At 38.7% G+C, this 24,256-nt stretch carries 20 protein-coding genes; 14 read left to right on the forward strand and 6 right to left on the reverse strand.

What is annotated here, in order from left to right:
• Positions 1-27: 27 nt before the first annotated feature.
• Both QE450_RS21280 and QE450_RS21285 read left to right on the forward strand, forming a co-directional pair.
• A complete protein-coding gene (locus QE450_RS21280) occupies positions 28-1,419 on the forward strand; it encodes an MATE family efflux transporter (RefSeq protein ID WP_273614416.1) in 1,392 nt (463 codons plus the stop codon).
• Positions 1,420-1,593: 174 nt separating this feature from the next.
• On the forward strand, positions 1,594-3,138 hold the full coding sequence (locus tag QE450_RS21285; protein WP_373462019.1) for a DUF5123 domain-containing protein: 1,545 nt from the start codon (positions 1,594-1,596) through the stop codon (positions 3,136-3,138).
• Positions 3,139-3,159: 21 nt separating this feature from the next.
• Here QE450_RS21285 and QE450_RS21290 read toward each other — a convergent pair whose 3' ends face one another.
• Both QE450_RS21290 and QE450_RS21295 read right to left on the reverse strand, forming a co-directional pair.
• On the reverse strand, positions 3,160-3,480 hold the full coding sequence (locus QE450_RS21290; RefSeq protein WP_307301918.1) for an AzlD domain-containing protein: 321 nt from the start codon (positions 3,478-3,480) through the stop codon (positions 3,160-3,162).
• Positions 3,473-4,165: an AzlC family ABC transporter permease gene (locus QE450_RS21295; RefSeq protein WP_307301920.1), complete on the reverse strand. Its 693-nt coding sequence runs from the start codon at positions 4,163-4,165 to the stop codon at positions 3,473-3,475. The genes QE450_RS21290 and QE450_RS21295 overlap by 8 nt, the downstream gene beginning before the upstream one ends.
• 190 nt (positions 4,166-4,355) lie before the next feature.
• Between QE450_RS21295 and QE450_RS21300 the strand changes: the two genes are divergently transcribed.
• Positions 4,356-4,925, forward strand: coding sequence for a helix-turn-helix domain-containing protein (locus QE450_RS21300; RefSeq protein WP_307301923.1), 570 nt, complete (start codon positions 4,356-4,358; stop codon positions 4,923-4,925).
• Positions 4,926-5,099: 174 nt separating this feature from the next.
• Here the strand turns inward: QE450_RS21300 and QE450_RS21305 are convergent, their stop codons facing one another.
• From QE450_RS21305 to udk, 3 genes are all read right to left on the reverse strand, one after another.
• Positions 5,100-5,381 carry a hypothetical protein gene (locus QE450_RS21305; RefSeq protein ID WP_307301925.1) on the reverse strand — a complete coding sequence of 94 codons (282 nt, stop codon included), beginning with the start codon at positions 5,379-5,381 and terminating at the stop codon, positions 5,100-5,102.
• Between the two features lie 7 nt (positions 5,382-5,388).
• On the reverse strand, positions 5,389-5,640 hold the full coding sequence (locus QE450_RS21310; protein WP_307301927.1) for a hypothetical protein: 252 nt from the start codon (positions 5,638-5,640) through the stop codon (positions 5,389-5,391).
• A 171-nt stretch (positions 5,641-5,811) separates the two neighbouring features.
• Positions 5,812-6,447, reverse strand: coding sequence for a uridine kinase (udk, locus tag QE450_RS21315; RefSeq protein ID WP_273614420.1), 636 nt, complete (start codon positions 6,445-6,447; stop codon positions 5,812-5,814).
• 361 nt (positions 6,448-6,808) lie between these two features.
• On the opposite strand from udk, the gene QE450_RS21320 reads away from it, so the two are divergent.
• The 7 genes from QE450_RS21320 (at position 6,809) to QE450_RS21350 (ending at position 17,278) form a co-directional block, all read left to right on the forward strand.
• Positions 6,809-8,035: a Zn-dependent hydrolase gene (locus QE450_RS21320; RefSeq protein WP_307301929.1), complete on the forward strand. Its 1,227-nt coding sequence runs from the start codon at positions 6,809-6,811 to the stop codon at positions 8,033-8,035.
• A 276-nt stretch (positions 8,036-8,311) separates the two neighbouring features.
• Positions 8,312-8,530 carry an RHS repeat domain-containing protein gene (locus QE450_RS21325; RefSeq protein WP_307301931.1) on the forward strand — a complete coding sequence of 73 codons (219 nt, stop codon included), beginning with the start codon at positions 8,312-8,314 and terminating at the stop codon, positions 8,528-8,530.
• Between the two features lie 76 nt (positions 8,531-8,606).
• On the forward strand, positions 8,607-14,324 hold the full coding sequence (locus QE450_RS21330) for an RHS repeat domain-containing protein (RefSeq protein ID WP_307301934.1): 5,718 nt from the start codon (positions 8,607-8,609) through the stop codon (positions 14,322-14,324).
• Positions 14,311-14,826, forward strand: coding sequence for a hypothetical protein (locus QE450_RS21335; protein WP_307301936.1), 516 nt, complete (start codon positions 14,311-14,313; stop codon positions 14,824-14,826). The genes QE450_RS21330 and QE450_RS21335 overlap by 14 nt, the downstream gene beginning before the upstream one ends.
• 421 nt (positions 14,827-15,247) lie before the next feature.
• The gene (locus QE450_RS21340) at positions 15,248-15,532 is read left to right on the forward strand and encodes a hypothetical protein (RefSeq protein ID WP_273614428.1); all 285 of its coding nucleotides are present in this window, start codon (positions 15,248-15,250) and stop codon (positions 15,530-15,532) included.
• A gap of 239 nt (positions 15,533-15,771) precedes the next feature.
• Positions 15,772-15,999 carry a hypothetical protein gene (locus tag QE450_RS21345; RefSeq protein WP_273614429.1) on the forward strand — a complete coding sequence of 76 codons (228 nt, stop codon included), beginning with the start codon at positions 15,772-15,774 and terminating at the stop codon, positions 15,997-15,999.
• A 145-nt stretch (positions 16,000-16,144) separates the two neighbouring features.
• Entirely contained in the window at positions 16,145-17,278 is a 1,134-nt protein-coding gene (locus QE450_RS21350) for a threonine aldolase family protein (RefSeq protein ID WP_307301940.1), read from the forward strand.
• Positions 17,279-17,780: 502 nt separating this feature from the next.
• Here QE450_RS21350 and QE450_RS21355 read toward each other — a convergent pair.
• Positions 17,781-19,289, reverse strand: coding sequence for an FAD-dependent oxidoreductase (locus tag QE450_RS21355; RefSeq protein WP_307301942.1), 1,509 nt, complete (start codon positions 19,287-19,289; stop codon positions 17,781-17,783).
• A gap of 139 nt (positions 19,290-19,428) precedes the next feature.
• Between QE450_RS21355 and QE450_RS21360 the strand changes: the two genes are divergently transcribed.
• The 4 genes from QE450_RS21360 (at position 19,429) to QE450_RS21375 (ending at position 24,192) form a co-directional block, all read left to right on the forward strand.
• Positions 19,429-20,091: a peptide-methionine (S)-S-oxide reductase MsrA gene (locus tag QE450_RS21360; protein ID WP_307301944.1), complete on the forward strand. Its 663-nt coding sequence runs from the start codon at positions 19,429-19,431 to the stop codon at positions 20,089-20,091.
• A gap of 683 nt (positions 20,092-20,774) precedes the next feature.
• The gene (locus QE450_RS21365) at positions 20,775-21,773 is read left to right on the forward strand and encodes a LacI family DNA-binding transcriptional regulator (RefSeq protein ID WP_273614433.1); all 999 of its coding nucleotides are present in this window, start codon (positions 20,775-20,777) and stop codon (positions 21,771-21,773) included.
• Between the two features lie 12 nt (positions 21,774-21,785).
• Positions 21,786-22,781 carry an N-acetylglucosamine kinase gene (locus tag QE450_RS21370; RefSeq protein WP_307301947.1) on the forward strand — a complete coding sequence of 332 codons (996 nt, stop codon included), beginning with the start codon at positions 21,786-21,788 and terminating at the stop codon, positions 22,779-22,781.
• Positions 22,782-22,854: 73 nt separating this feature from the next.
• On the forward strand, positions 22,855-24,192 hold the full coding sequence (locus tag QE450_RS21375) for a 6-phospho-beta-glucosidase (RefSeq protein ID WP_307301949.1): 1,338 nt from the start codon (positions 22,855-22,857) through the stop codon (positions 24,190-24,192).
• Positions 24,193-24,256 lie beyond the last annotated feature (64 nt).

Here is a 24,256-nt window from a genome sequence, read left to right on the forward strand (position 1 = left end):
ATTCTAATGTAAAAGAAGTGAACTATGATGCAACCATTTGAACTTAAGTTTAAGCGAAGTCATCGGCTACTGGATAAGTACTTTTCAGGCTCAAATATTCATTACCGCCAGATGATTGCGCTGTTTGTACCGATTTTGATCGATCAGATTTTTATTATGGGATTGAACTTAATCAATACAGCGATGATCAGTTCAGCAGGAGTCGCCGCTGTCAGTGCAGTCAATATGATCGATTCGATCAATATTTTTCTACTGAGCGTATTTATTGCTGTGGCTACAGGCGGAACTGTAGTCGTAGCCCAATACAAAGGGCGCGAAGATGAACGAGGTGTCTCCGAAGCGAGTGCAGGGGCGGTATCTTCCGTTTCTTTACTGGCGATAGCAGTCGCGTTGTTCGGAATTATTTTTCATGCACCGCTACTCAATATCCTTTTTGGATCGGCTGAAGCAGATGTAATGAATCTTGCGCGAACGTATTTAATCGGAAGTTGTACTTCTTTTCTAGGCATCGCAATTGTTGAAGCAGTCTGCGGAGCATTGCGCGGGGTAGGGAGTACACGAGCTTCATTGATGTTGTCGCTGATCATGAATGTGATCTATGTATTATTAAATTTTGTATTTATCAACGGGTTACATATGGGCGTATTCGGAATGACACTTTCGGTCAATATCGCAAGATATTTGGGTGCGGCTTGTGCAATCTATTATTTGTTCAAAATGGATGTAAACCTCAAAGTTCAATTGCGTGAGATTCTGATTATAAAGTTCTCTATGCTCAAAAGAGTACTATTTATCGGGATTCCTTTTGCCGCCGAACAAATGTTTTTCAACGGTGGTAAAATTTTAACGCAAATCTTTATCGTTGGTATGGGAACGTATGCGATAGCGACCAATGCTATCTGTTCTTCGTTGGCAGGGGTAATGCAGATTCCAGCAAATGCGTTATCACTTACTATTATTACCGTAGTCGGGCAGTGTATCGGTAGCGGGCATATCCAAGATGCACGCAAATTTACCAAATCGTTTCTAATGTTATCGTCTCTTTCTTTTGTTGTTATGGGACTGCTGATCTTCCCATTCTTCAATCCACTGATCTCTATTTTCAACCCGCCAGCAGAGATTGTAGATGATATTTTCTTAGTCTTATTTATCAATACCATTGCTCAAGTGCCATTATGGGCGATAGCTTTTATTACACCTTCTTCGTTACGGGCAGCAGGCGATTCCAAGTTCACTTCACTGGTATCGATGTTGTCGATGTGGTTATTCCGGGTTGTTCTTGGATATGTGCTTGGGATTACGCTAGGTTGGGGTATTCTAGGGATCTGGATTGCGATGGATTGTGAATGGGCAGTCCGCGGATTGATCTTTATGAAGCGATTCAGGGGTAAAAAATGGCTGCAACATCGAGTCATTTAGCATAATTAGTCAAAGTCTTGATTGCGGACGCACTCTACCGTAATCAAGACTTTTTTTCGAATAAGGATCTTTCAATAAAAACTACCGAATATGCAATCGTATGCTAGACAGCGATCAGATTACGTTTATAATGGGACATGTTCAGAACTTTAGTCAGGAAAGGATGATCATCCATTGCGAAAATATCAATTATATAGCTTGATCGGTCTGGGCTGTATATTATGTATAAGTTTATTAGTATATAGTGCTCCACCTTCAGCAGAAGCGGCGACTACTCAATATTATGTGTCCCCTACAGGCAAAGATAGTCAGGCAGGAACGATCACTTCTCCCTGGAAAACGCTCCAACATGCCGCAGATACAGTACCGGCAGGTAGTACTGTGTATATACGCGCAGGGGTATATAAGCAACAATTAGCGATCACTCGTTCAGGTTCAGCAAGCAAAGGCAATATTACATTTACCAATTACCGTTCTGAAAAAGCTATTTTGGACGGCACAGGGCAATCTGTAGATGGATTGCAAGGTATGGTCGATATTCAAGATGCTAGTTATATTACGGTCAAAGGATTAGAGATTCGTAATTACACTACCACTCATGTAGATGAAGTTCCTACAGGTATAAGTGTGCAAGGAGCAGGTAGTCATATTCAAATTACAGGCAATAAAATTCATGATATCAAAAGTACAGTCTCATTATCAGGTAACAATGCGACAGGTCGAGATGCACATGGTATAGCAGTCTATGGCAACAAAGCGCCAGAGTCGTTGCATGATATTACGATCAATAATAATGAACTGTACAATCTCGTATTAGGTTCTAGCGAATCGTTAGCCATCAATGGAAATGTAGAGAAATTTACTGTGAGTCATAATCTTTTACATGATAACGATAATATCGGGATTGATGTGATTGGCTATGAAGGAACAGCACCTGATGTCAAATACGATGTCGCTCGTAAAGGATTAATTAAAGGCAATACGATCTACAATATCTCATCTAATCGCAATCCCTTTTACGGAAAAAAGATACCCAATAACAGCAACTCGGCAGGAGCTATCTATATTGATGGAGGGAAAGATACGATTATCGAACAAAATAAAGTCTATAACAACGATATCGGTATCGAAATTGCATCCGAACATAAAGGCAAAGCGACAGACAATATTACAGTACGTACCAATATGATCTACTCTAACCGGTTAACAGGTATAGCTATGGGTGGATATGATACCGAGCGAGGTTCTACCACCAACAGTCATATCATGAATAATACTTTGTATAAAAATGATACGTTAAATCGTGGTAATGGACAGTTATATGTTCAATACGATACCCGTAACAATGTGATCCAAAATAATATTATGGTCGCAGGAGCATCGAATGTTCTAATTTATAATGAATACACCAAAAACAGTGGCAATATTATCGACTATAATCTGTACGATGCACCGGATGGAAGTGCAGAAGCAACATGGATATGGAAAAATAAAGAGTATACAGGCTTCCCGGACTATAGTAAACGTAGTGGAAATGATGCTCATTCGTTATTTGCCAATCCTGTATTTGTTAATCCAGCCAAGCGCAATTTCCATCTACAACAAAGTTCACCCGCGATTCATCAAGGAGTTGCCGATCTATCGCTTATCAATACATTAGATATTGATGGAGAAATTCGCAAAAAAGGCGCTAAGTTCAATATGGGTGCCGATCAATAAACGTGATGACTTAGTGTTATGTTAACTGGATAGCAAATAACGTATCCCAAGCCCTACAAGTACACCGATGATTACAGTAGGTAAAAAGGAACGTGTAACTTTAATCATCAGTGTAGCAGCGATAGAACCGCCTACAATCGGCAATGAGATTGACGTCGATCCCTGATCAGTCGTAACGATCTGATCTACAATAAGCGCCACCATCATCGCAATCGGCACATAGTTAAAATACAAACGCAGGGTCGGATGCAATATTCGCCCTGCCATCATTTCAACGCCTATTAGACGTGATAGAAAAGTTACTATACATAGAACGAGAATCAAAATCCACTGTTCAGACATGTTGTTGCCTCCTTGCAATATACATTCCAACGAACGGAGAAATGACACCTGTTATGATTAGATTGAATTCATTAGTAGGCATTATATAATGCAATATGCTGGCGACACCGAGTGCAGTTACTGCTGTAGCGATGATAGGTTTGTCAGTAAGAGAAGGAATAAGTAAAGCTACAAATGTAATCGGAAACGCTAAATCCAATCCCCAACGCACCGGATCAATTAAATCCCCGATATATGCACCAATATAAGAAGCAATCACCCATGCGCCATAAAATAATCCTGCTACAACGCCAAAATACAACGGATCTGCTCCATACTTCTGATAACGTATATTTCCCAGTACAAATGATTCATCAGAGACGCCAAATGCCAGTAACCAGCGATATTTGCGAGAAGCAGGGGCTAAATTATCTGCCAGTGCAGCTCCATATAACAAATTACGCAAATTAAGCAATACCGCAGTGATTATCATGCCCGGTAATGTAGCACCGGATATAACCATAGCTATAATCATCAACTGCACTGAACCTGAAAAGACGAGCACAGACATCATGATAGTACTCCAAAGACTCCAATGTGCCTGAGTAGCAAGCACTCCGTAAGATAATCCATAAGCGGCTATCGCTAATGCCAGCGGAAAAGCTTCAAGTAAAGCCGTTTTAACCGTATGTTGTTTGGGGAGCATCTACGTATTCTCCTTGTATTCTATTTTTCTAAAGTATAAAATAATAATTAAATAGTATATTATAATTAACTTTTATCAGATTATAGTATAAAAAGAATATAAAAGTAAAATAAAATTAACTATTAGTATTTTTAAATATACATTTTAAGAACAATAATAAAGAGAATGCTTGATATAAAAGGAGAATACAATGGATAAAAATGCTGGATTTCAAGCTAAAGAAGAAGAGGTTGGCAAGCAGATTGGCATAAATTTACGACAATTTCGAACAGCAAAAGGCATCACGATAGAAGCATTTGCCAAGCAAATCGGTGTTAGTAAATTAACTTTGATTAAGATTGAGCAAGGAGAAGCGAATCCTACTTTATCGGTAATCTGGAAAATTGCAGATGGTTTGCATGTTCCTATCGCATCCTTGTTATCTGGAGAATCCGATGTGTCTGTTATTCGCAAGCAAGATAGTGTGCAATTAAGAAGTTCTGATGAGGTTTTTGTAGTAGAGCCGTTATTTCGCTCGAATGGATTTGAGTTGTACCGAGGGTATTTGCAACCGCATAATTCTTACACTTCCGAAGCCCATCAAGCGGGAGTGACCGAATTGGTAACTGTGATGTCTGGTCAGCTTACGGTAGAAGTCAATCAAGAACGATATGATCTGGTAGGGGAAGAATGTATTCGTTTCAAAGCCGATCGTCAGCACACGTACATCAATCCATCTGAACAGAGTACTGTTTTACATTTCGTCATTACGTATCATTAATAGGGAAGGTAGCTTTTTAATAAATAACGACACTAGGTAGTATCAAAAGTCATGTATTCTGTTATATGTGTCACATGATGTTCCAATGGGGCTCTCAAGCAAGAGCATCTGCAAGAGAGCGACATTGGATTAATTACAGTTTAAAATATCTTATTATATTGATATGTAAAAGAATTATTGTTCTTGCTGGCTTTTTAACTTGCTATTATACTTGCGAATTCCTATTTTTATTAAAACAATTGCAAATAATAATAAGCCTACAATCATAAAAAATATACTGATTCTATAAGGAGTCTGTAACGAAAGTTCTTCCATCGCAGTAACAAATCTTCCTGGTGGTGTAGACCAACCTAGTACATGAGGGACAAAGCTAGCAACAGCGATTTGGGTCATGCCTAGCAAAAGAGTACCTGATATTAAAAGAACTGCTCCTATAAACATAAATAATTTACTCATTATTAGGCTATTCCTTTCTGGAATGGTTTTGAATTAAAGTAGTAATCAATAAGATTAGACCTATACACATGAAGATAATACTAATAATATAAGGTATTTTTAATCTGAGAATGCCTAAAAAATCATTGAATTGTTCAGGCATATCAATAGGTCCTCTAGTATGAGTAAACATATTGGCTACTGCTACATGTACAAATCCAAACAAAAGAGTACCTGCAATAAAGAAAACAGATCCAATGATCAATCGAGAATAGTTCATTACTGTATTTACCTCCTTATCTATAGCATCGATAAAATAATTGTATATAAAAAAATAAAAGCTGTTGGATGGATTATCCAACAGCTTTCATAGTAACACAGTCGCAGGCTAACATCATAAAAGGTGTGTAGCCTGTTCTTTTTATATAACTATCATTATAGGTGGGTGAATTTACGCTTCGCCCCATGCACGATCACCGGTTAAATATTTTTCGGTCAAAATAGAAAGCAATTGAATACCCACTTCATTTTGTCCGCCTTCAGGAATAATCAGGTCTGCATACTTTTTGGAAGGTTCAATAAAAGCTTCATGCATCGGTTTGACAGTTGTTAAATACTGCTGGTGAATCGATTGAATACTACGTCCACGCTCTTCGATATCTCGCAATACACGACGCAAAATCCGCACATCGGGATCGGTATCGACAAATACTTTGATATCAAGCTCTGCACGCAATTTCTCATCAGATAGTACATGCAGACCTTCAACGATCGCAATATGATTCGGATGCAATTCAAGCGTCTGATCCACAAACCGTGAATCAGTTGTAAAATCGTATACAGGAGCAAATGCCGCCTGTCCTTGTTTGAGCAAATATAGATGTTCGATCAGTAGTTCATTATCAAAGGCAAACGGATGATCATAATTAATCAATCGGCGTTCTTCCGCAGTCAATCGGGAGTGCTCTTTATAATAATTATCCTGAGATATAAAAGTGACTTTGTCTGTGCCAAGACGTTCAATCACTGAACGAGCGACAGTTGTTTTTCCTGATCCGGTTCCCCCGGCAATACCAATAATCAGCATAGTGATTACTTTACCCTCCCTAAATGTTCCCAATACAATTCTAATATTGTAGCATAGCAACCACGTTTTTTCATTATATTTCATCAAAATCCAGTGACAAATCCAAGGAAAGAGATAATACTCTTTTTACACTCTTATTCTGACCTGATTTTTGTACCGGATGTAGTATAAAGTAACTTTGAAATCTTATAAAATATTACACTATGTCAAATGACTTTTCCCCATAATGCGGTAATATGTAAGATACATAAACGGTATATTCATAGGTTGAAATAAGCTCTGTGAGTTGTGATGTTCACCATGACATAAACGTATCATATTAACCGTAGAACATATCTCAAAATAGGATAGGGTGATCGCTATGCAACAACAAAAACTATTTATTAATGCTCAACGATTAGCAGATACGATCGAACAATTTGCTGATTTTGGACGGACAGCCAACAATGGTGTGACACGATTAGCATTAAGTGAACAAGATATTGCGGTACGTGGTTACTTTCGCTCCTGTTGTGAACAATTAGGGATGACAGTCGTCGTCGATGATATGGGATGTATGTACGCTACATTAGCAGGAATAGAAGACGCGCCTCCTATAGTACTCGGTTCTCATATGGATACGGTCAAAAAAGGCGGTCGTTTTGATGGGATATTAGGAGTGATCGCCGGGCTGGAAATTGTCCGCACTCTGGTAGATCATGGTATTACACCTCGTATTCCAATTACAGTGATGAATTTTACCAATGAAGAAGGCGCTCGCTTCGAACCTTCGATGATGGCTTCTGGAGTATTGTCCGGTAAATTCACCAAAACAGATATGTTAAATAAAAAAGATAGCGACGGCATCACATTTGGCGATGCGTTAGTCCAAAGTGGGTATGCAGGAGAAGAGAGCAACCGAATCCAAGCAGCAACAGCTTACCTAGAATTACATATTGAACAAGGACCTGTATTAGAACGCGAAAAATTACACATTGGTCTGGTAGATTGTGTGGTTGGTATGGTCTGTTATGAGATTGAGATTACCGGTGAATCGGATCATGCAGGGACTACGCCTATGGATATGCGCAAAGATGCTTTTTTTGTGATGAATGATCTGGTAAGTATACTTCGCGCGCAATTAAGTGTTCTAGATTCGGAATTAGTCTATACGATGGGACGAGCTAATGTATATCCCAATATTCATACCGTGATCCCGAACAAGGTCATTTTCACACTAGAAGCCAGACACAAAAACGAAGAAGTCGTCCGCGAAGTAGAACGTATTATTCAGTCTTTACCTGCTATACAAGGAGATTGCGAAGTGACTAGCACCAAATTATGGGGACGCGATACAGTCTGGTTCGATCCTGCCATTTGCGAAAGACTGGAAAGATCTGTTCAGACATTAGGATACTCCTATAAAACAATGGCAAGCGGAGCCGGACACGATGCCCAATTTGTCGCTTCTTTTTTGCCCTCTGCAATGGTATTCGTACCGAGCGTGAATGGAAAAAGTCATTGCGAAGAAGAGCTGACCTCATATGAAGATTGTGAAAAAGGGATTAATGTGTTGCTGGATACGGTGTTGGGGATTTTGGAAGGTTGAGTGTGACTCATATTTTTCCATATTTGTATATAGGTATAAAATCAAGTTTATTGAATTTATATTCAGGATATTATTCATTATAAATTAACTTTTTATAGGTATATAGAATGAATTTCTTAAATTAGTAAGGGTTTCTTTAAAAAAGAAATAGTGGATAATGATAACAGTAGTTACAATAAAGATCGGAATATCTAAGGATATTCTGATTTTTTTGTTTGATAGCGAAATTGCTAAAAAGCTTGCTTCGCTATTTTTATAGAAAGGAGGATAAAAATAATGAAAAAAATAATGCGTATGCTTATTATTTCTTTTGCATTGATGGCTACTATAAGTATGGTTTCTCCAGCTGAAGCAGCAACTGCAAAAAGCTATCAATATGATACTAGTGGTCGATTGCAATCCATTACGTTGCCTGGATACAAAATCACCTTTACTTATGACAAAAACGGTAACTTATTAAAGCGATCTGTGGTTAAAGCGGCAGTCACGAAGTAGTTTAATCAACTAGCGATGTAACGATTCCAAAAATGAAAATCCAAGAATGTATAGATAAAGGGGAACAACGAAAACGATGACTAAAATCATGCGTCAATATATGACGATAGTATTGGCAGGGGTACTATTGATCACTTCCTTCGCAGGGAACTTTGCACCTTCTGCTTCTGCTGCTTCAACCAAAGCAGGAAGTTCTAAGACAAAAGCTATTTTGCCACCTGGTGTTACTTTAGTAGAGGGCAACTATAAAGAGCCTGTACTAGATCCACCTAAAATAACGAAGTTTGATGAGAATAGTGTAAGCAGTGATGTGTATGCATTGTCTTCTCTGTCTAAAGGAAAAGCTGGTATACAAAGCTTTTCATCTTCTGAAAAAAGTATAAATGATCCTCTTCGAGAAGAATCATTATTACCTGCTCCTTTTGTTCCTAAATTTTTATTGACCTCTAAAGAAGTTGGCGCACTGATGGAAGCAGGAGCAGGGCAGTATGATCGCTACCAACTTCATTTGCTTCGTTCACAGCAAGTCATTGATCCGCTTCAAGTATGGGATCAAAAGAAAAAAAGTGGCTTATTATGGTCACAATGGTTGCCTACAAGTGGATTGAAGATTGCCAATAGCAAGTCTGTTAGCCAAGATGTATATGGCTTTTTCTTAAGCAATACCGTACCTGCTTGGACTCCATTATCGACCAAGATAGTGACGAAGGATACAGTACAACAAGATACATATCAGCCGTCAATGGCTCCTTCAATGTCAATAATGAGTGTGACTCCTGATCAAGAAAACTCAGTAAACAGTGCTAAAAAAAACTTGGATAATTACCTTAGCTTAATTAATCCTAAAAAGATGAACGAGATTTATAAAGAACAGTATTCAGATCGACAAAAAACAAGTGAATCGGTTGATCCCGCTTCAGGAGCATTAACATGGAAGTTTAATGCCCTTAGCTATCCAGGCCGTGATGGACTGGACATGAATCTAGGATTAATGTATCAATCGAATCAAGCGAGTAGCTTTTTGCAAGCTAATGCTTTAATTCCAACAATCCATTATGTGAACAATGAGCCTGGCTACTTTTTATCTAACCTTGCACGCACAGAATGGGCGACTACTAATTATCTAGTTGATCGCTTTCGGATAGGTAATGGATGGTCTTTTCAGATTCCATCGGTACAAGTCGAAAATCCTAAATATGGAGGACCTACCCAGTATTATTATCAAAATGGTCAAGGATCCTCTATGCAAGTTAAATTTGATGGAACAACTGATTTAGAAAAAGCTACGAATCTCATTAATCCACCCAATAAATTAACTCGTTTTATGAAAGATGGCGGTAGTTTTAGTAATGGACAGACTACGTCAGCTTTCTACATGGAATATCCAGATAAGAAAAGAGAATATTTTGATGCTAATGGAAGACTGATTGGTATCGTAGACCGGTTTCAAAATAAGTTAACGTATGAGTATGGCGGTGGAGAGAGTTCTAATATCCCATTAGACTACATGCAAATTACAGATACAACTGGTCGCAAGCTACGAGTGGAATACCAACGTGCAGAAACAGAAAATACAATTACAGTATATTCGATTACATCAGACGGTAACCGACAAGCAGAAATGGTGCTAAAGAATCAACCACAAACGAGTAAAGCTAGAGACAAAGGTGATAGTTTAAAAGAAAAAAATGAATATATTCAAGATGTCAATCCTATATTACGAACCATATCTTATGTTAATGATAATAGTAATGGAGAACGTCAATATTTATGGACGACTAAATTTAACTATCAACAAACATTTGCTCAATTTAGCTATGGTGCTAGAACTTGGCAGACTGACAGTGGCATAGGTGTAAATGCTGTTTTCCCACTTACTGAAATTGAGTATCCCCGTTCACAAACATATTATCAATATGGACAAATTGCTCATGCTTTAGGAAAAGATGGAATAACCCAGGATTATATTGTTACTCATCGTGCAGATGAAAGGCAGCGAAAAGATGGTCTGAAGAATAATATCGAATTAAATAAGAAAGTTCTTGAGAATAATGATCTTACGAATGTCGTTCGTTATGAATATGAAAATGAATATACAGGTTTATCCCAAAATGCGGATCCAGAAAACCTTCCAAGTGGATACACGTATGGGCAAACAGCTTTCCAATTGAGTCAGGGTAATCAGACATTCCGGACAGTCACACGTTTCAATAATAAAGCACAACGTCAAGATCTATTGCAATATGGAACTGATGGGCATTCTAGCATGACTGCTTACGAAGCCTATGATGGGACATTTAAATTCAACCCCACTCGAACCAAAACAGATACGATTGATAACAGTGGAAGAGTGACACATTATACCGAGAATAATTACGATGAATTAGGTAATCTCAGACAAACGACTGCACCATTAACAGATGGACAATTAGCCGATGCGAACACCAAACAAAAACGATCAACGTTCTATACGTACGATCCACAGTACAACCAGATAGCAACCGAAAGTAAATATCAAAACGAGAACAAACAAGTCACCACTACGTACCACTATACTTCCGAAGGCCGTCCAAGCTCCGTTATCGATGCGAACAATCAAGAGACGACGTATAGTTATAGCAAAGCTGGAAATGCAGTCAGTCAAATGACCGTCGAACATCCGGTCAAACCTGGCGTTCGCGCACGTACCGTTACGGAATATGGAGCTGAAAGTGGCTATACCCTTCCGGCTAAAGTCAGTACCTATTTCCGCTCAGCGAGTGGTGGAAATGAACTGCAAAATACGAAGTCCTTCACGTATGATCCAAGAACCAGCCTGGTGAAGCAAGAAACAGATGGGGAAGGCAAAACGACTCGCTACGCCTATGATCTATTGGACCGAATCACCAGTGTAACGAAACCGAGTGTGACAAATACAGATGGTGAATCGTATACGATTGTAGACGAGTATAGTTACAATAATGCATTTGTCGATCGTCAAGATGGAAGTCCAGTAGTCGCAGGCCTCGTCGTTGTGACCGATCAACAAACGACACAGAAATCGAATGGAAAAAAAGCGATACTGGGTGAGCAAGTCTCGACCTATGATGGGTTCGGTATGACGTTAACCGAATCGTATATGAATATATCCAGTGCGGATACGACGATGAAAATGACTCGCTATACGACCGATGCTCAGATGCGTCCAACGAAACAGACATCGGCTGTGTATCGACCGGTTACCAATAGTGCAAGTTTACAATTGGTGAATGGACCTGTTGATGAGTTAACCGTTGCTTATGATTCCTGGAATCAGGCGATTGAGACGAAAGATGCGAAAGGTAACGTGGTCAAAGTTCAGCATCAGCCGGCTTTTTACCGTCAATCACTGACATTCGTGAATGCAGGTGGAAACGTGCTGAATGCCGTTGATCAGCAATACGATCAATGGGGGAACCTGATTGAAACCGTAGCCTATAAAGATGCGGCTAGTCATGGTAATCCACTGAAAGAAACGTATACGTATGATATTGCAGGCAATGTTTTGACGTATACGGATCCAGAAGCGAATGCCAATGGACAGAAGAATCGCAACAATGAAGGTGCAACGCAGAGCTTCCGTTATGATGGACTCAACCGTCTCACTAGTCTCAAAGATGCACTCAACCAGACCACGAGTTACGAATATGATGGTAATGATCAATTGATTAAAGCCAGTATGCAAGATGCAGGAGGCACGAATAACGCTGTCATTTACAGCAAAGACTTTAATGAATCGAAAATGTTACTGAGCAAAACCGATCCAGCCAATGCGAGTACACAGAATCAATATGATGCACTCGGTCGTCTGAAATCGTCGACAGACCGTAACGGTTCAGGAACAAGCTATACGTATGACGAACAAGATCAGGTCAAAGAATATACCAAAACGATGACGTCACCGAAAGCTCAAACGGTGAAATATGTGTCCACCTTTGGGAAAGGCGATATTCAGACGAATCAAGCTAGTCTACAAACGACAGGTCTACCAGTCGTCAATCAACAAGTAAAAACCGATCTACTCGGCCGAGTGATTCAACAACGTGGTTACACCAGTAGTAATGATTATATCGGTGCAATGAACTTGACCTACAATGGATGGGGACAAGTGGCTTCCATGCAGACCGATTTCCAAGCTGGAACCACACCGGTCAAAGGAACGCGTCAAAATTACAGCTATGATACCAAAGAACAATTAACAACGATTAATCTAGCGAATGGTAGCAAAAATATTCAATACACGTACACGCCACAAGGACAAGTGGACACGGTCACGTATCCAACCATGACCAATGGCAAAGTACTGAAAAGTAGTTATACGTACAATGCGCTGAATCAAATGGAAACCATGACAACGACATTGGATAATGATGTGGTTGCCGCTTCCAATTACCAGTACGATGGTAATGGTAACATCGTGCAAGCGATCGAGAAGCGTCAAGGAAAAGCAGACGATACGATCACGTATGGATATGATGCACTGAATCGTTTAATCAGTGTCAATCAGCCTAGTCGTGGACAAGCAAGTTACACGTATGATCTACGTGGGAATCGCCTGACATTAGAAGAAACACGCAATACGAAAGAAAACTTGAGCGAGACGAGTTATAGCTATAACGCCCTTAATCAATTAGACCAATGGAAATCAGATGGTAAAACGTTAGACTTCCGTTATTTACCAGATGGGACTCGTTACCAGAAACAGCTGACCGAGACGGATAGCAAAGGAACGGTAACGAAAACGGTTCAGAAGTCGGTGAGTAATTCAGCGGGTAAAGTGATCTTTGAAGCGAAAGGTAGCGAGCAAAGCGAATATATTCGTGGCGATCGTGTACTTTTGAAAAAGAAACCGGACAGTAACACGTTGTATTACTATTTATACAATGGACATGGCGATGTTATTGGCATTTTGTATGATAACGGAACGGTAGCGAATAGCTATGAATATGATGAGTTCGGAAATACCGTAGCAGAACAAGAGAAAACGTCCAATCCATTCAAATATGCAGGCGAGTACCAAGACAGTGAGAGTGGATTGTACTATCTAAACGCTCGTTATTATGATCCAAGTATGGGACGTTTCTTAAATGAGGATACGGTTGAGGGACAGATTACGAATCCCTTAACCATGAATAATTACACGTATGTTGAGAACAATCCAACAAATTATATCGATCCAACAGGAAACAGTTCCATGCAACCTAGAAGTAAAAAATCTACTGCTGGTGGTAATGGACCTGGCGGTCCAGCAAATGGTCTTCCAAAAGGCGGCGGCGGTGGTGGTGGCGGTATTGTTGGAGGGGTATTACTTGCAGCTATCAAGAAAGTAGAATCTAGTATTCGACATGAAAAAATTGAATATGGGCAATTTTTCGACCAAGCAGGAAATAAAGTAAAAGGTCTCATAAAGGGAACTGAAACATCCATTGATCTTTCGCCTTATAAAGATATTGCAAAAGATAAAATATTTACTCATAATCATCCTACAAATGGATATTTCAGTTGGCAGGATTTAGAAACTGCTGTTGATTTTGAAATGGGGGAAATCAGAGCAGTATTACCAAACGGAATGACTATAAGTATGAAAAGAGTTGGTGAGAAATGGGGAGTGGACTCTAATATTGTGAAAAAAATTTATGAAGATGCACAAATAGAAGTGAGAAATGATCCAGATGCTCAAAACTATAAAAATTCTGGCAAATATGAAAAAGTGTTTGATATGTTGTTCAGTAGAATAGCTTCCAAAATAGGAGGGCAATATTATGGAAATAAATAAAAATAATCATCAAAAAAAATGGGAATTTTTGGATAAAAGACCGCATAAAATTGGAATGATTATTGATGGGGAAAATGACATTGAACTATGGATGAATTATAGTCCGGAGGAAATAGTTCAAAATCGTATAAACCAAGATTTGATTGAAGATTCTATTTTTGAATTTGTAGAAATGTTTTGGAGTATAGAGCCAGATTATCGATTATTAGAAATTGTATTTAAAAAGGATTTTACGTGTTTAGTGAATGGAAAATACGTAATGGTGAATACTAATGTTGCAGATGAAAATAAATTAGTAGTGCCTAAAATTAAAGAAATTCATATGACACTTGATCCAGAGACAGAATATATTCAAACATTTGAATTTATTTTATATGAAATGCCTGATGTAACGATATTAAACGAAAAAGTGAAGCAACTATCTCAAGAATTAGAATTTAAGAAGGAGAATAATAAATTGAAATTAATGATATCTGGAAAAGTTCTAATTGTTTCTAACTGATTAAAATAATAAAAGAAAAAGAGCCTATTTAATATAGATAGGCTCTTTCTTTTATTCAATTCTAAAAATATAAATATCTTATAGAGTCTTAAAATTGTTAATATAAAATAATGTGGTAATCACTCGTGTTATTATCTACTTTAAGAAAAAGATACAGTATTTTATGCTTTAAATGTCATCAAGAATTGTACGGAGTAGGATTTGGAAGTGAGTCAGATAAACTAAAATGTTTTAACTGTAACGTGTATTATGATTACCATTTAAAAAGCAAAGTTCTAAAAGTGGATAACGATTATAGTAAGCTGTTAAAAAAATGGGATACAGGCAGCGGCGAATATCCTGGTATACCTACAAACCAAATGTATAGCCCATGGTATTTGAAGATAGGTATTAGCTAATCAATAATATAAGAGGTGATTCGGTGTTTGAAGAAGAAAAATTAAAAAGATTTATACATATGTCTGAAAGTAGTTTATCTTTGGAAGGATTAGAAAATGTAACACATTATTTTCAACATGATGAATACGAAATGTCATTTGAAGGTTTAGTGATAGAACTTTATACAAGTAAAATGTATCCTGCAAAGTTCGACTTTATAGAATGGAAAGAACTTGCATTGGCTTTTAGATTAGATAAAGAATCTATTTTTGACGAGAAATTTTGGGATAACTTTTTTGAGTGGGGAAATGCGTTTAAGATTAAATGAATGATTAGATTAAACTAGTTATTTAGAAAAAAAAGATGACCATATTTCATATCGTTATAATATAGTAGTGGTTCTTTTAAAAAATAGTCACTAAAATAGTGTGAACAGCGAGAATAATGACATAAGTATTTAAAGGAATTTGGCTTCTAGAGATAGTTGTTAGTGTATGTAAATATCGATGCTATATTAGTAAAGATACGTATCATATTTCACAAAATAAGAACTTAGGAGGAATGATCATGGATCAGCAAGAAATATTTATGCCAGCTTATAGAGATAAAGGTATTAAAATAACGTTTCTTGATAATTTGTTTGTAATCGGATTGTACGTTAATTATTACTACTTTAATAATGTTATTGTGATTTGTCCTGAAGAAGCTCATGATGATACAAGAATGCTTATTCCTATGACTGCTATAAAAAAAATAGAACCTTGGTCTTTGGATGATTATGAATTAGAAGATTAGAATATACTATTTTGGATCATGAATAGACAAATTATTAATAGATAGATGCTTTTTCGTACAATACATTACGCATCGCTAGACAGATATGATAACGTTGCTATAGTTACATATTCACTTCATCTGATATCCAAAGGAGCTTAATTCCATGTACAATACACCAGAATCTGCTTCATCCAAGCAACCCTCTTTAACCTTACGAGAAGCATTTGCACAAACGGACTATATCTTACCTGGTCATAGCGATCGGAATATACATGTGTTGCAACAAGCATTTGCAGATGTTGATGGTGATCTTTCCAGTGATCAGTATGGTCGGGGACAAGTGATCGAAGATTTCCAGAAACAGATGGCAGACGTGTTAGGCAAAGAAAGTGCAGTGTTCTTCCCAACAGGTACGATGGCACAACAGATTGCTTTACGTATCTGGTGTGATCGCCACAATAGTACAAAAGTGGCTTACCATCCTTTGTGCCATTTAGAAATTCATGAAGAAGATGGATTGAAAGAATTGCACCATATTCAGTCGATTTTGCTAGCGGATCAAGATCGCCTGATTACCCTTGCAGATGTACAGCAAATGGATCAAGATATTGCCTGCTTATTGCTTGAATTGCCTCAACGTGAGATCGGTGGACAATTACCACCATATAGCGAACTACAAGCTATTTCTGAATACTGTCGTAAACAAGGTATTTCGATTCATTTAGATGGAGCTAGACTTTTCGAAATTTTACCGTATTACCAAAAAACAGCCGCTGAAGTATGTGCATTATTCGATAGTGTCTACATATCCTTTTACAAAGGCATCGGTGGGATTGCAGGAGCTATCTTAGCAGGGCCAAGCGACTTTACCACAGAATCTAAAGTCTGGAAAAGAAGACATGGTGGCGATCTGATTAGCTTGTATCCGTATATTCTGAGCTCCAAATATTACTACGAACAACGTGTCGGCAACATGGAACAATACTACCAAGAAGCGGTGCAATTAGCCCAGTGGATGAATAAATGCACAGCTATTCACACGCTACCTGAAGTGCCTGTCTCCAACATGTTCCATATTCATTTCGAACTGCCCAAAGAACAAATCGAACCGATCTTAATCGAAATGTGTCAGGCGACAGGTGTAGGTATCGTGCAATACTTAACAGACAAAAAAGAAGGGGCTCACTGTTCGACTGAATTGGTAATTGGTGCTCGCTACGAACATGTTCCTCAAGACCGTATCCAAAAAGCGCTAACATGGCTAGATCAACGTTTGAAAGAAGTCACAACAGTCTAATAGATTCCTTAATCAAGCTCAGTTAGTTGGATAGAAGAGATATTATGATCTGTATAAAGTGATATTTATAATTAAAATAGAAAAAAATAGCTAAGTCGTTGATCCTACGAATCTTTCAACGACTTAGCTATTTAATTATTTACAGCTTTCCATCATCCTGTTCACACTTATAAATTTCTTCCTCAAAAGCTTAACTCCGCCATCAAAATAAAAAAAGAGAGCCACATTAGCCAATCTGCCAATGCGACCCTCTCTACAAGAACGGTTTTCAATGTTGAGAATATTATCTCCGCACAGAGCTTAAGAAGAACAATGTTCTGAAAGAGCTCCAAGTTTTTATAAGAAAACGGCTTCGGAAACTTCTGTCTATTCGCCTTTGAAGGCGACTGCCGACCGTTATCCAGTCTTATCAAGGAATTCATCTTCAACAGCGACGGCAAGAACCATATTTTTGCTGAAGCGGTTTCCCTCAGAATATCCTTATTTTGTAAACCAACCGAACTCAGTCCAACTTAATATTGTAATCCTCACTCAAATACCGATGAATTCGCTTGAAATCTTCTTCATTCAGGTCACGTAATTTTTTCGTTTCCCGTCCTAAAATGATTCCCATCGTCTCGGCTGCAAGTGCGGTTGTTGGGGTAATACGTGCACTACCGTAAGCTTTGATCGAAGCGCCCACATTTTTGCCGGCTACCAGAACATTGTCATAAGATTTTAATTCAAAGGAACGCAGTGGAATCCCGTAGAAATCTGGCTTGCCGTATCCTTTACCAGTTGGCACAGCACGTGTTCCTTGAATATCCATAGGGTAACCACCAATACTGACATTGTCCCAGAACATTTTACTAGCTACGACATCTTCGTAAGATAATACATAATCTGTTGCGAAGCGATTATAATCTCGAATATACAAGTACTCCGGGAATCCATTTAACTCTGCATGTTCATACCCCGGAATATTTTCTTTGAGAAAAGTTAATACACGCGGCGCTTCGGCTTTACCTTTAGCAATAGCTGATTGTACTGACTCTGGATTCGCAGGATCGACATCATAGATGAGCAGTGCATTGATAATCACTTCGCCATCTTTCTGATAAGTCGAGTTAATACCACGCAATTTGAGCTGTGGGTCTAGCGATTTGAAGTTTTCGGTAATCTTGTTAAAGCCTGTCCCAAAATCATAATCGACATACGTATTAGTACCGTATTTTGCTTCAAGATTGGTTAAAGGATAATCTAACAATGTCGCACTATGAAGCTTCAGCCAGTCTACGCCTTTGAACCGTAGTATATACGTTGCCGCCATATATTCTGGCTTGTCGCCACCGAAAATCGATTCTACGCCAGGAATACGAGTCACATGGAGCTTGGATGTGAGCGCATTGTAATCACTATTTTCAACCCAATACTTCGCTGCAATCGTATGGGATTGTTGGTCTGTTGTTTTATAGGTTAGTGAAGTAATCGCATAGTTAGCATCTGCCTCACTTTGCTGAATGCCTTCAATCTGAATCCCACTTTGAAGCGGAATCCCTTGAATTAAGCTGTTATAATAGTCTATAAATTGTTTTTCTGTACGAATATCGCCTGCATTATAAGCATTGTATAGCTTTTTCATTTCACCTTGAACCAGACTTTTCTTTTTGTTGGTATTCGGTTCATCCAGTACAAGCATCTGTCCTTGTATCAATTGTCCACCGGGCTTTTCACGTGGATCGATAATCAGAACACTTTGCCCTTGATCGTGTGCGGCTTTGGCCATAAGAATCCCTTCGACTTCACTACCGATCACGACAAGGTCGTACGTTTTGGAAATGGTAGGTGCTACAGGTGCTGGCGCTGGAGTATCTGTTGGGTCGTATGTAGAATCTGTTGTCGTCTGGCTAGATGTAGGTGCTTGTTGAGCATTATTGGATGCGGAGAACATTTTCATGCCTACAGGAATAAGAGCAATAATAATGACGACAAGTAAAAGACTCCACAAAAGTAAAGATTTCTGTCTGTTCACTGTTGATATAACCACCTTATGTATAAGTTTCATGGTACGGCTTGAAAATATGCCGTATCCTTTCTAGTGTACTGTAAAATAGAGTGAGCAGGGTTACAAAATTTAAATGTCTATCTATATTGTAAAGGAGTAGCAGATGATGAGTACACAACACACAGAAGATAGATCACAATCTGATAAGCAATTGACGTTAGCGATGGGATGCTTTTGGAGCCCTGAAGCATTGTTCGGACAATTCACAGGTGTGATCCAGACTGCAACTGGATATGCAGGAGGAACTACAAGTCATCCAACATATCGCGAGCTAGGAGATCATTCGGAAAGTATAGAGATGACATTTCATCCGCAAGAGATATCTTTAGAACAATTGCTCTGTTGCTTTTGGGACAATCACCGTCCTGATGCGATCAATGGATATAAAGGTAGACAGTATATGTCGATTCTTTTTTATCGTAATCAGCAACAATATGAAGTGATGTTACGTGTTCAACAGCAGTATGCACCAGAGTCGCTCAGTACAGAAATTGTTCCTTATACCGATTTTACAGAAGCAGAAGGGCGTCACCAGAAGTATTATTTGCAACGAAAGCCAGAACTGTTCAAGGGTTGGGTAGACCATTTAGAAACTTATGAAAATCTTTTTCACTCTACAATCGGAGCACGATTAAATGCACTTTCCAAAGGACATATGACTTGGGCAGATATAATAAAGGAGTGGGAAAACAAAGAATTACAGCGTGTTGCCAAAAGACAACAGCATAATATATTGGAATGGATACAGCAAAGCTCTACAAACGACTAATTGAGCTCAAAAAGCACGTTATAACAGAGATTATAGCTCATATATATCAAAAATCGCTTAAAATAGTCAATAATCGTATCATAAAATGGAAAATAAAGGTGTTAAAAAATCAGAATAGACCTAAAATAAGCTTGTAATTGACTATAAGATCATCTATGATAGTACCAATATAAAAAGTTAAAGCGCTATAACTTTATGAAATGATCATAAGTGGTATTGGTAGAAAATTTTAAAAGTAGAGCGTATCTTTACAATAAGTTATCACAAAATATGCATAAATATGAATTCGTAATATCTAAGAATAAAAAGCTATTACAGAGTAATATTATGCGTAGGAGGTGAAATGATTCTATCAGTTTCAGTTGCAAGTGAATGTTCGATTATTTTTTATTTCGAAAGTTAAAGCGCTATAACTTATGATTTAGGAAGAACACATTTCGTATGAATAGTAGTCTAATCACGATGATATATCGCTATTTTACAACAAAATATCTTATCTATAATGTCCTCCAAAGAAATTATCTGTCTTTAGTAAACTAAATAAATAACAATTTAGCGCATTACAGTGTAGTCCCTATCCTATATCATCCTGTATAATGAGCAAAAACAGGATGTTCGTTTTTTGTGAGGTAGCGTATCTATAGCATACTTTCAAAAAATAGCATCAATTAGGAGAATATAAGATGAAAGCCAGTATATTTGATGTTGCTAAAAGATCAGGATTATCTGTTGTAACCGTTTCACGTGTGCTTAATGGTGCAGGAACAGTGCGTGAAAAAAATCGCCAAAAAGTGATGGATGCGATCAAAGAATTAGATTATCGTCCAAGCGCTGCTGCTCGTTCTCTTGCTCGTGGTCGTACCGGCATTATTGGATTGATTGTAACAACACTACATGATTCATTTTTTGATGCTGTCGCTAAAGAAATCAATGATACATTAGCGCTTCAAGGTTATTTTTTAGCGGTATCGGTATCTCGTAGCTTTGGTAATCAGGAAAGCCATTATTTGATTCAAGAAGATCGGGTCGATGGATTGATTTTGTTATCTCCTGTAGAAGAAGAACGTTTTGTATCGGAATTGAAAAAGCGTAATATTCCTTACGTGCTGATCGATAACCAATTGTCTGAAAACAATGCGTCTGCGATCACAATTGATAATTACAATGGTGGTTATGAAGCGACTCGTCATCTATTGGAGTTGGGACACACTAAGATCGCTCATTTGTGTGGATTAGATGTATTTACGAGTACAAGAGATCGTAGACAAGGATTTATCGATGCTTTGCAAGAAGCAGAACTGGAGCCATTTGCTATTATACAAGGTGATTACAGTATGGATTTTGGGTATCAGACAGGGAAAAAGTGGTTGGCTGATAACCAATTGCCGACCGCTGTTTTTGCAGGGGATGATTATATCGCTATCGGTCTAATTAATGCGCTGACAGAAGCAGGTATACGTGTACCGGAACAAGTCTCTGTTATCGGCTATGATGATCAGGATATCGCTTCACAGTTGCGTCCATTTTTGACTACGATGAAACAACCAGCAGATCAGATTGGACTAGCGGCGGCAGATATGATTTTGCGCAAAATCAGTAATCAGAGTAAGCGTACTACAGGACTCAAATTAAAATCAGAATTGATTATCAGGCAATCGACAGCGCAAGTTAGCAACGATTAGAGGTGACTCATATTGGAGTATTACCTGGGCATTGATGCAGGTGGTAGCAAAACAATTGCTTACATTACCAATGAACAAGGTCAGTTAATAGGGCAAGGACGTGCGGGTGCAGGTAATCATCAGACGACAGGATTACTTGCAGGAGAACAGATTGGACTTGCTATCGAGCAAGCATTACAGCAAGCCAGTATTCAGCGTGAGCAATTAACATCCAGTTGTTTTGGATTAGCAGGAGCAGATCGACCCGCCGATTATGCTATTTTGCATCCTATGATTCAGAGTCTTGGATTTCATCATTATGATCTGGTTGGAGATACCATGATTGGGCTTCGTGCTGGAACTACGAATGCTTACGGGATAGCGGTGATTTGTGGAACAGGAACGAATAGTGCCGGGATGAATCCAGCAGGTGAAAGTTATCAGTGTGGTGGATTTGATTATATGTATGGAGACTTTGGTGGGGGCGGATCATTATGTATCGAAGTGTTTCGATCGGTGATTCGAGCATGGGATGGAAGAGGTCATTCTACTGTACTCACAGAGCTTTTACTGGATATGTTGCATTATTCAGATGTGCATACATTATTTCACGACTATCTAGATCATCATTATCAAGTACCTGTACAAGTGGCTGAATTGTTATTTACAGCTGCCGCGTGGGGAGATGGAGTAGCATTAGATATTTTGGCAAAACAAGGTCAGGAAATAGGAAAATCGATTACAGCAATCGTTAATCGATTGCAAATGCACACGTTACCATTTGATGTGGTGATGGCTGGAAGTCTGTTGACACGAGGAGATCGTGGTTGGATTCGTCCGCAGATTGAGCAAGCCTTACAACAATCGGCACCGCATGCCTCACTGGTCAAATTAGAAGTCGAACCTGTGATCGGAGCGATATTACGTGCAATGGAACAGGCAGGACGTCATATTACACCCCAAGTGTATAAGCAGTTATACGATATAGGAAGCCTCACTACAGTACAAGCAAAAGAGCAATCTATCTAATAGCAATCACCACTACGCAGATCAAATGTACAGTATACGTCTATTATTTTATAAATACAGGATGTGATCATATATGAATAGGACTCAAGGGTTAAAGGTAGCTGTGATCGGTGGAGGTTCTTCGTATACACCGGAGTTAGTAGAAGGATTTATCCGCTATTATCAGGATCTGCCGATTCGTGAATTGTGGCTGGTCGATATTGAGCAAGGATTACACAAGCTTACTATTGTAGGTGAATTGGCCAAGCGTATGGTCGCTGCTTCAGGGTTGCTGATCAAGATACATTTAACAACGAATAGAAGAGAAGCAATCAAAGATGCTGATTATGTGAGCACGCAAATGCGAGTAGGTATGTTAGAAGCAAGAAGTGTGGATGAACGCATTCCTTTGCAGTATGGAGTGATCGGACAGGAGACGACCGGCCCCGGTGGAATGATGAAAGCACTACGTACTATTCCTGTATTATTAGATATTTGCCGGGATATCGAAGAGTTAGCGCCAAATGCATGGTTGCTGAATTTTACGAATCCGGCAGGTATGGTTACAGAAGCGATTCATAAGCATAGTAAAGTACGCAGTATCGGCTTATGCAATGCTCCTATTGGTCTGATCAAATGGTTAACTGCTCATTATCAAGTAGAACCTCATCAAGTCTATGCTGAATTTGTAGGGCTTAATCATCTACACTGGGTTACTCGAATCGATATTGAGGGACAATCCAAATTAACAGAACTGCTAGCACAGCGTGAAGAGTATTCAGCCGCTAATGTTCCTCAGCAGGGTTGGGATGCCGAATTTCTACTATCGCTACAAGCATTACCTTCCTATTACCTCAAGTATTTTTATATGACTCCTCAGATGCTCCAAGATCAATTGTTAGCTTTTGAAAATGAAGGAACGCGTGCTCAGGTGGTACAGCGAGTAGAACAAGAACTGTTTGAGTTATATCGTGATCCTGAGCTACAAGAAAAGCCCAAGCAACTGGAACAACGCGGGGGTGCGTATTACTCGGAAGCCGCAGTGAATTTGATGCGTTCACTTCATAACGGCACAGGAGATATACAGACACTTAATGTTCCAAATCGTGGCATTATTGATTTCCTGCCTGACGATGCTTGTATTGAAGTCAATTGCGTAGTGACTCAACAAGGCCCATTACCGATTCAATTATCTACTGTACCGGATCATATTAAAGGGCTTATGCATGCGGTAAAAACCTATGAACAACTAACGATTCAGGCGGCAATAACCGGAGATCGTCAACTGGCTTTGCAAGCGATGGTTCATCATCCATTAGTGCCTTCGATAGCGATTGCTAAAGACATGCTAGACGAAATGTTAGAAGCGAATCGTGATTATTTGCCTTTATTTTTCCCAAAAGAACATCTAGCAGTAGCCGAAAGTAGATAAAATATCTGAAGCAGAAAAAGATGATTCGATCCTACTAGATTCAAAATATAACCTATTACATTAG

This window comes from Paenibacillus sp. SORGH_AS_0306, from assembly GCF_030819345.1.
In the GTDB taxonomy this organism is placed as follows: Bacteria; Bacillota; Bacilli; order Paenibacillales; family Paenibacillaceae; genus Saccharibacillus; species Saccharibacillus kyungheensis.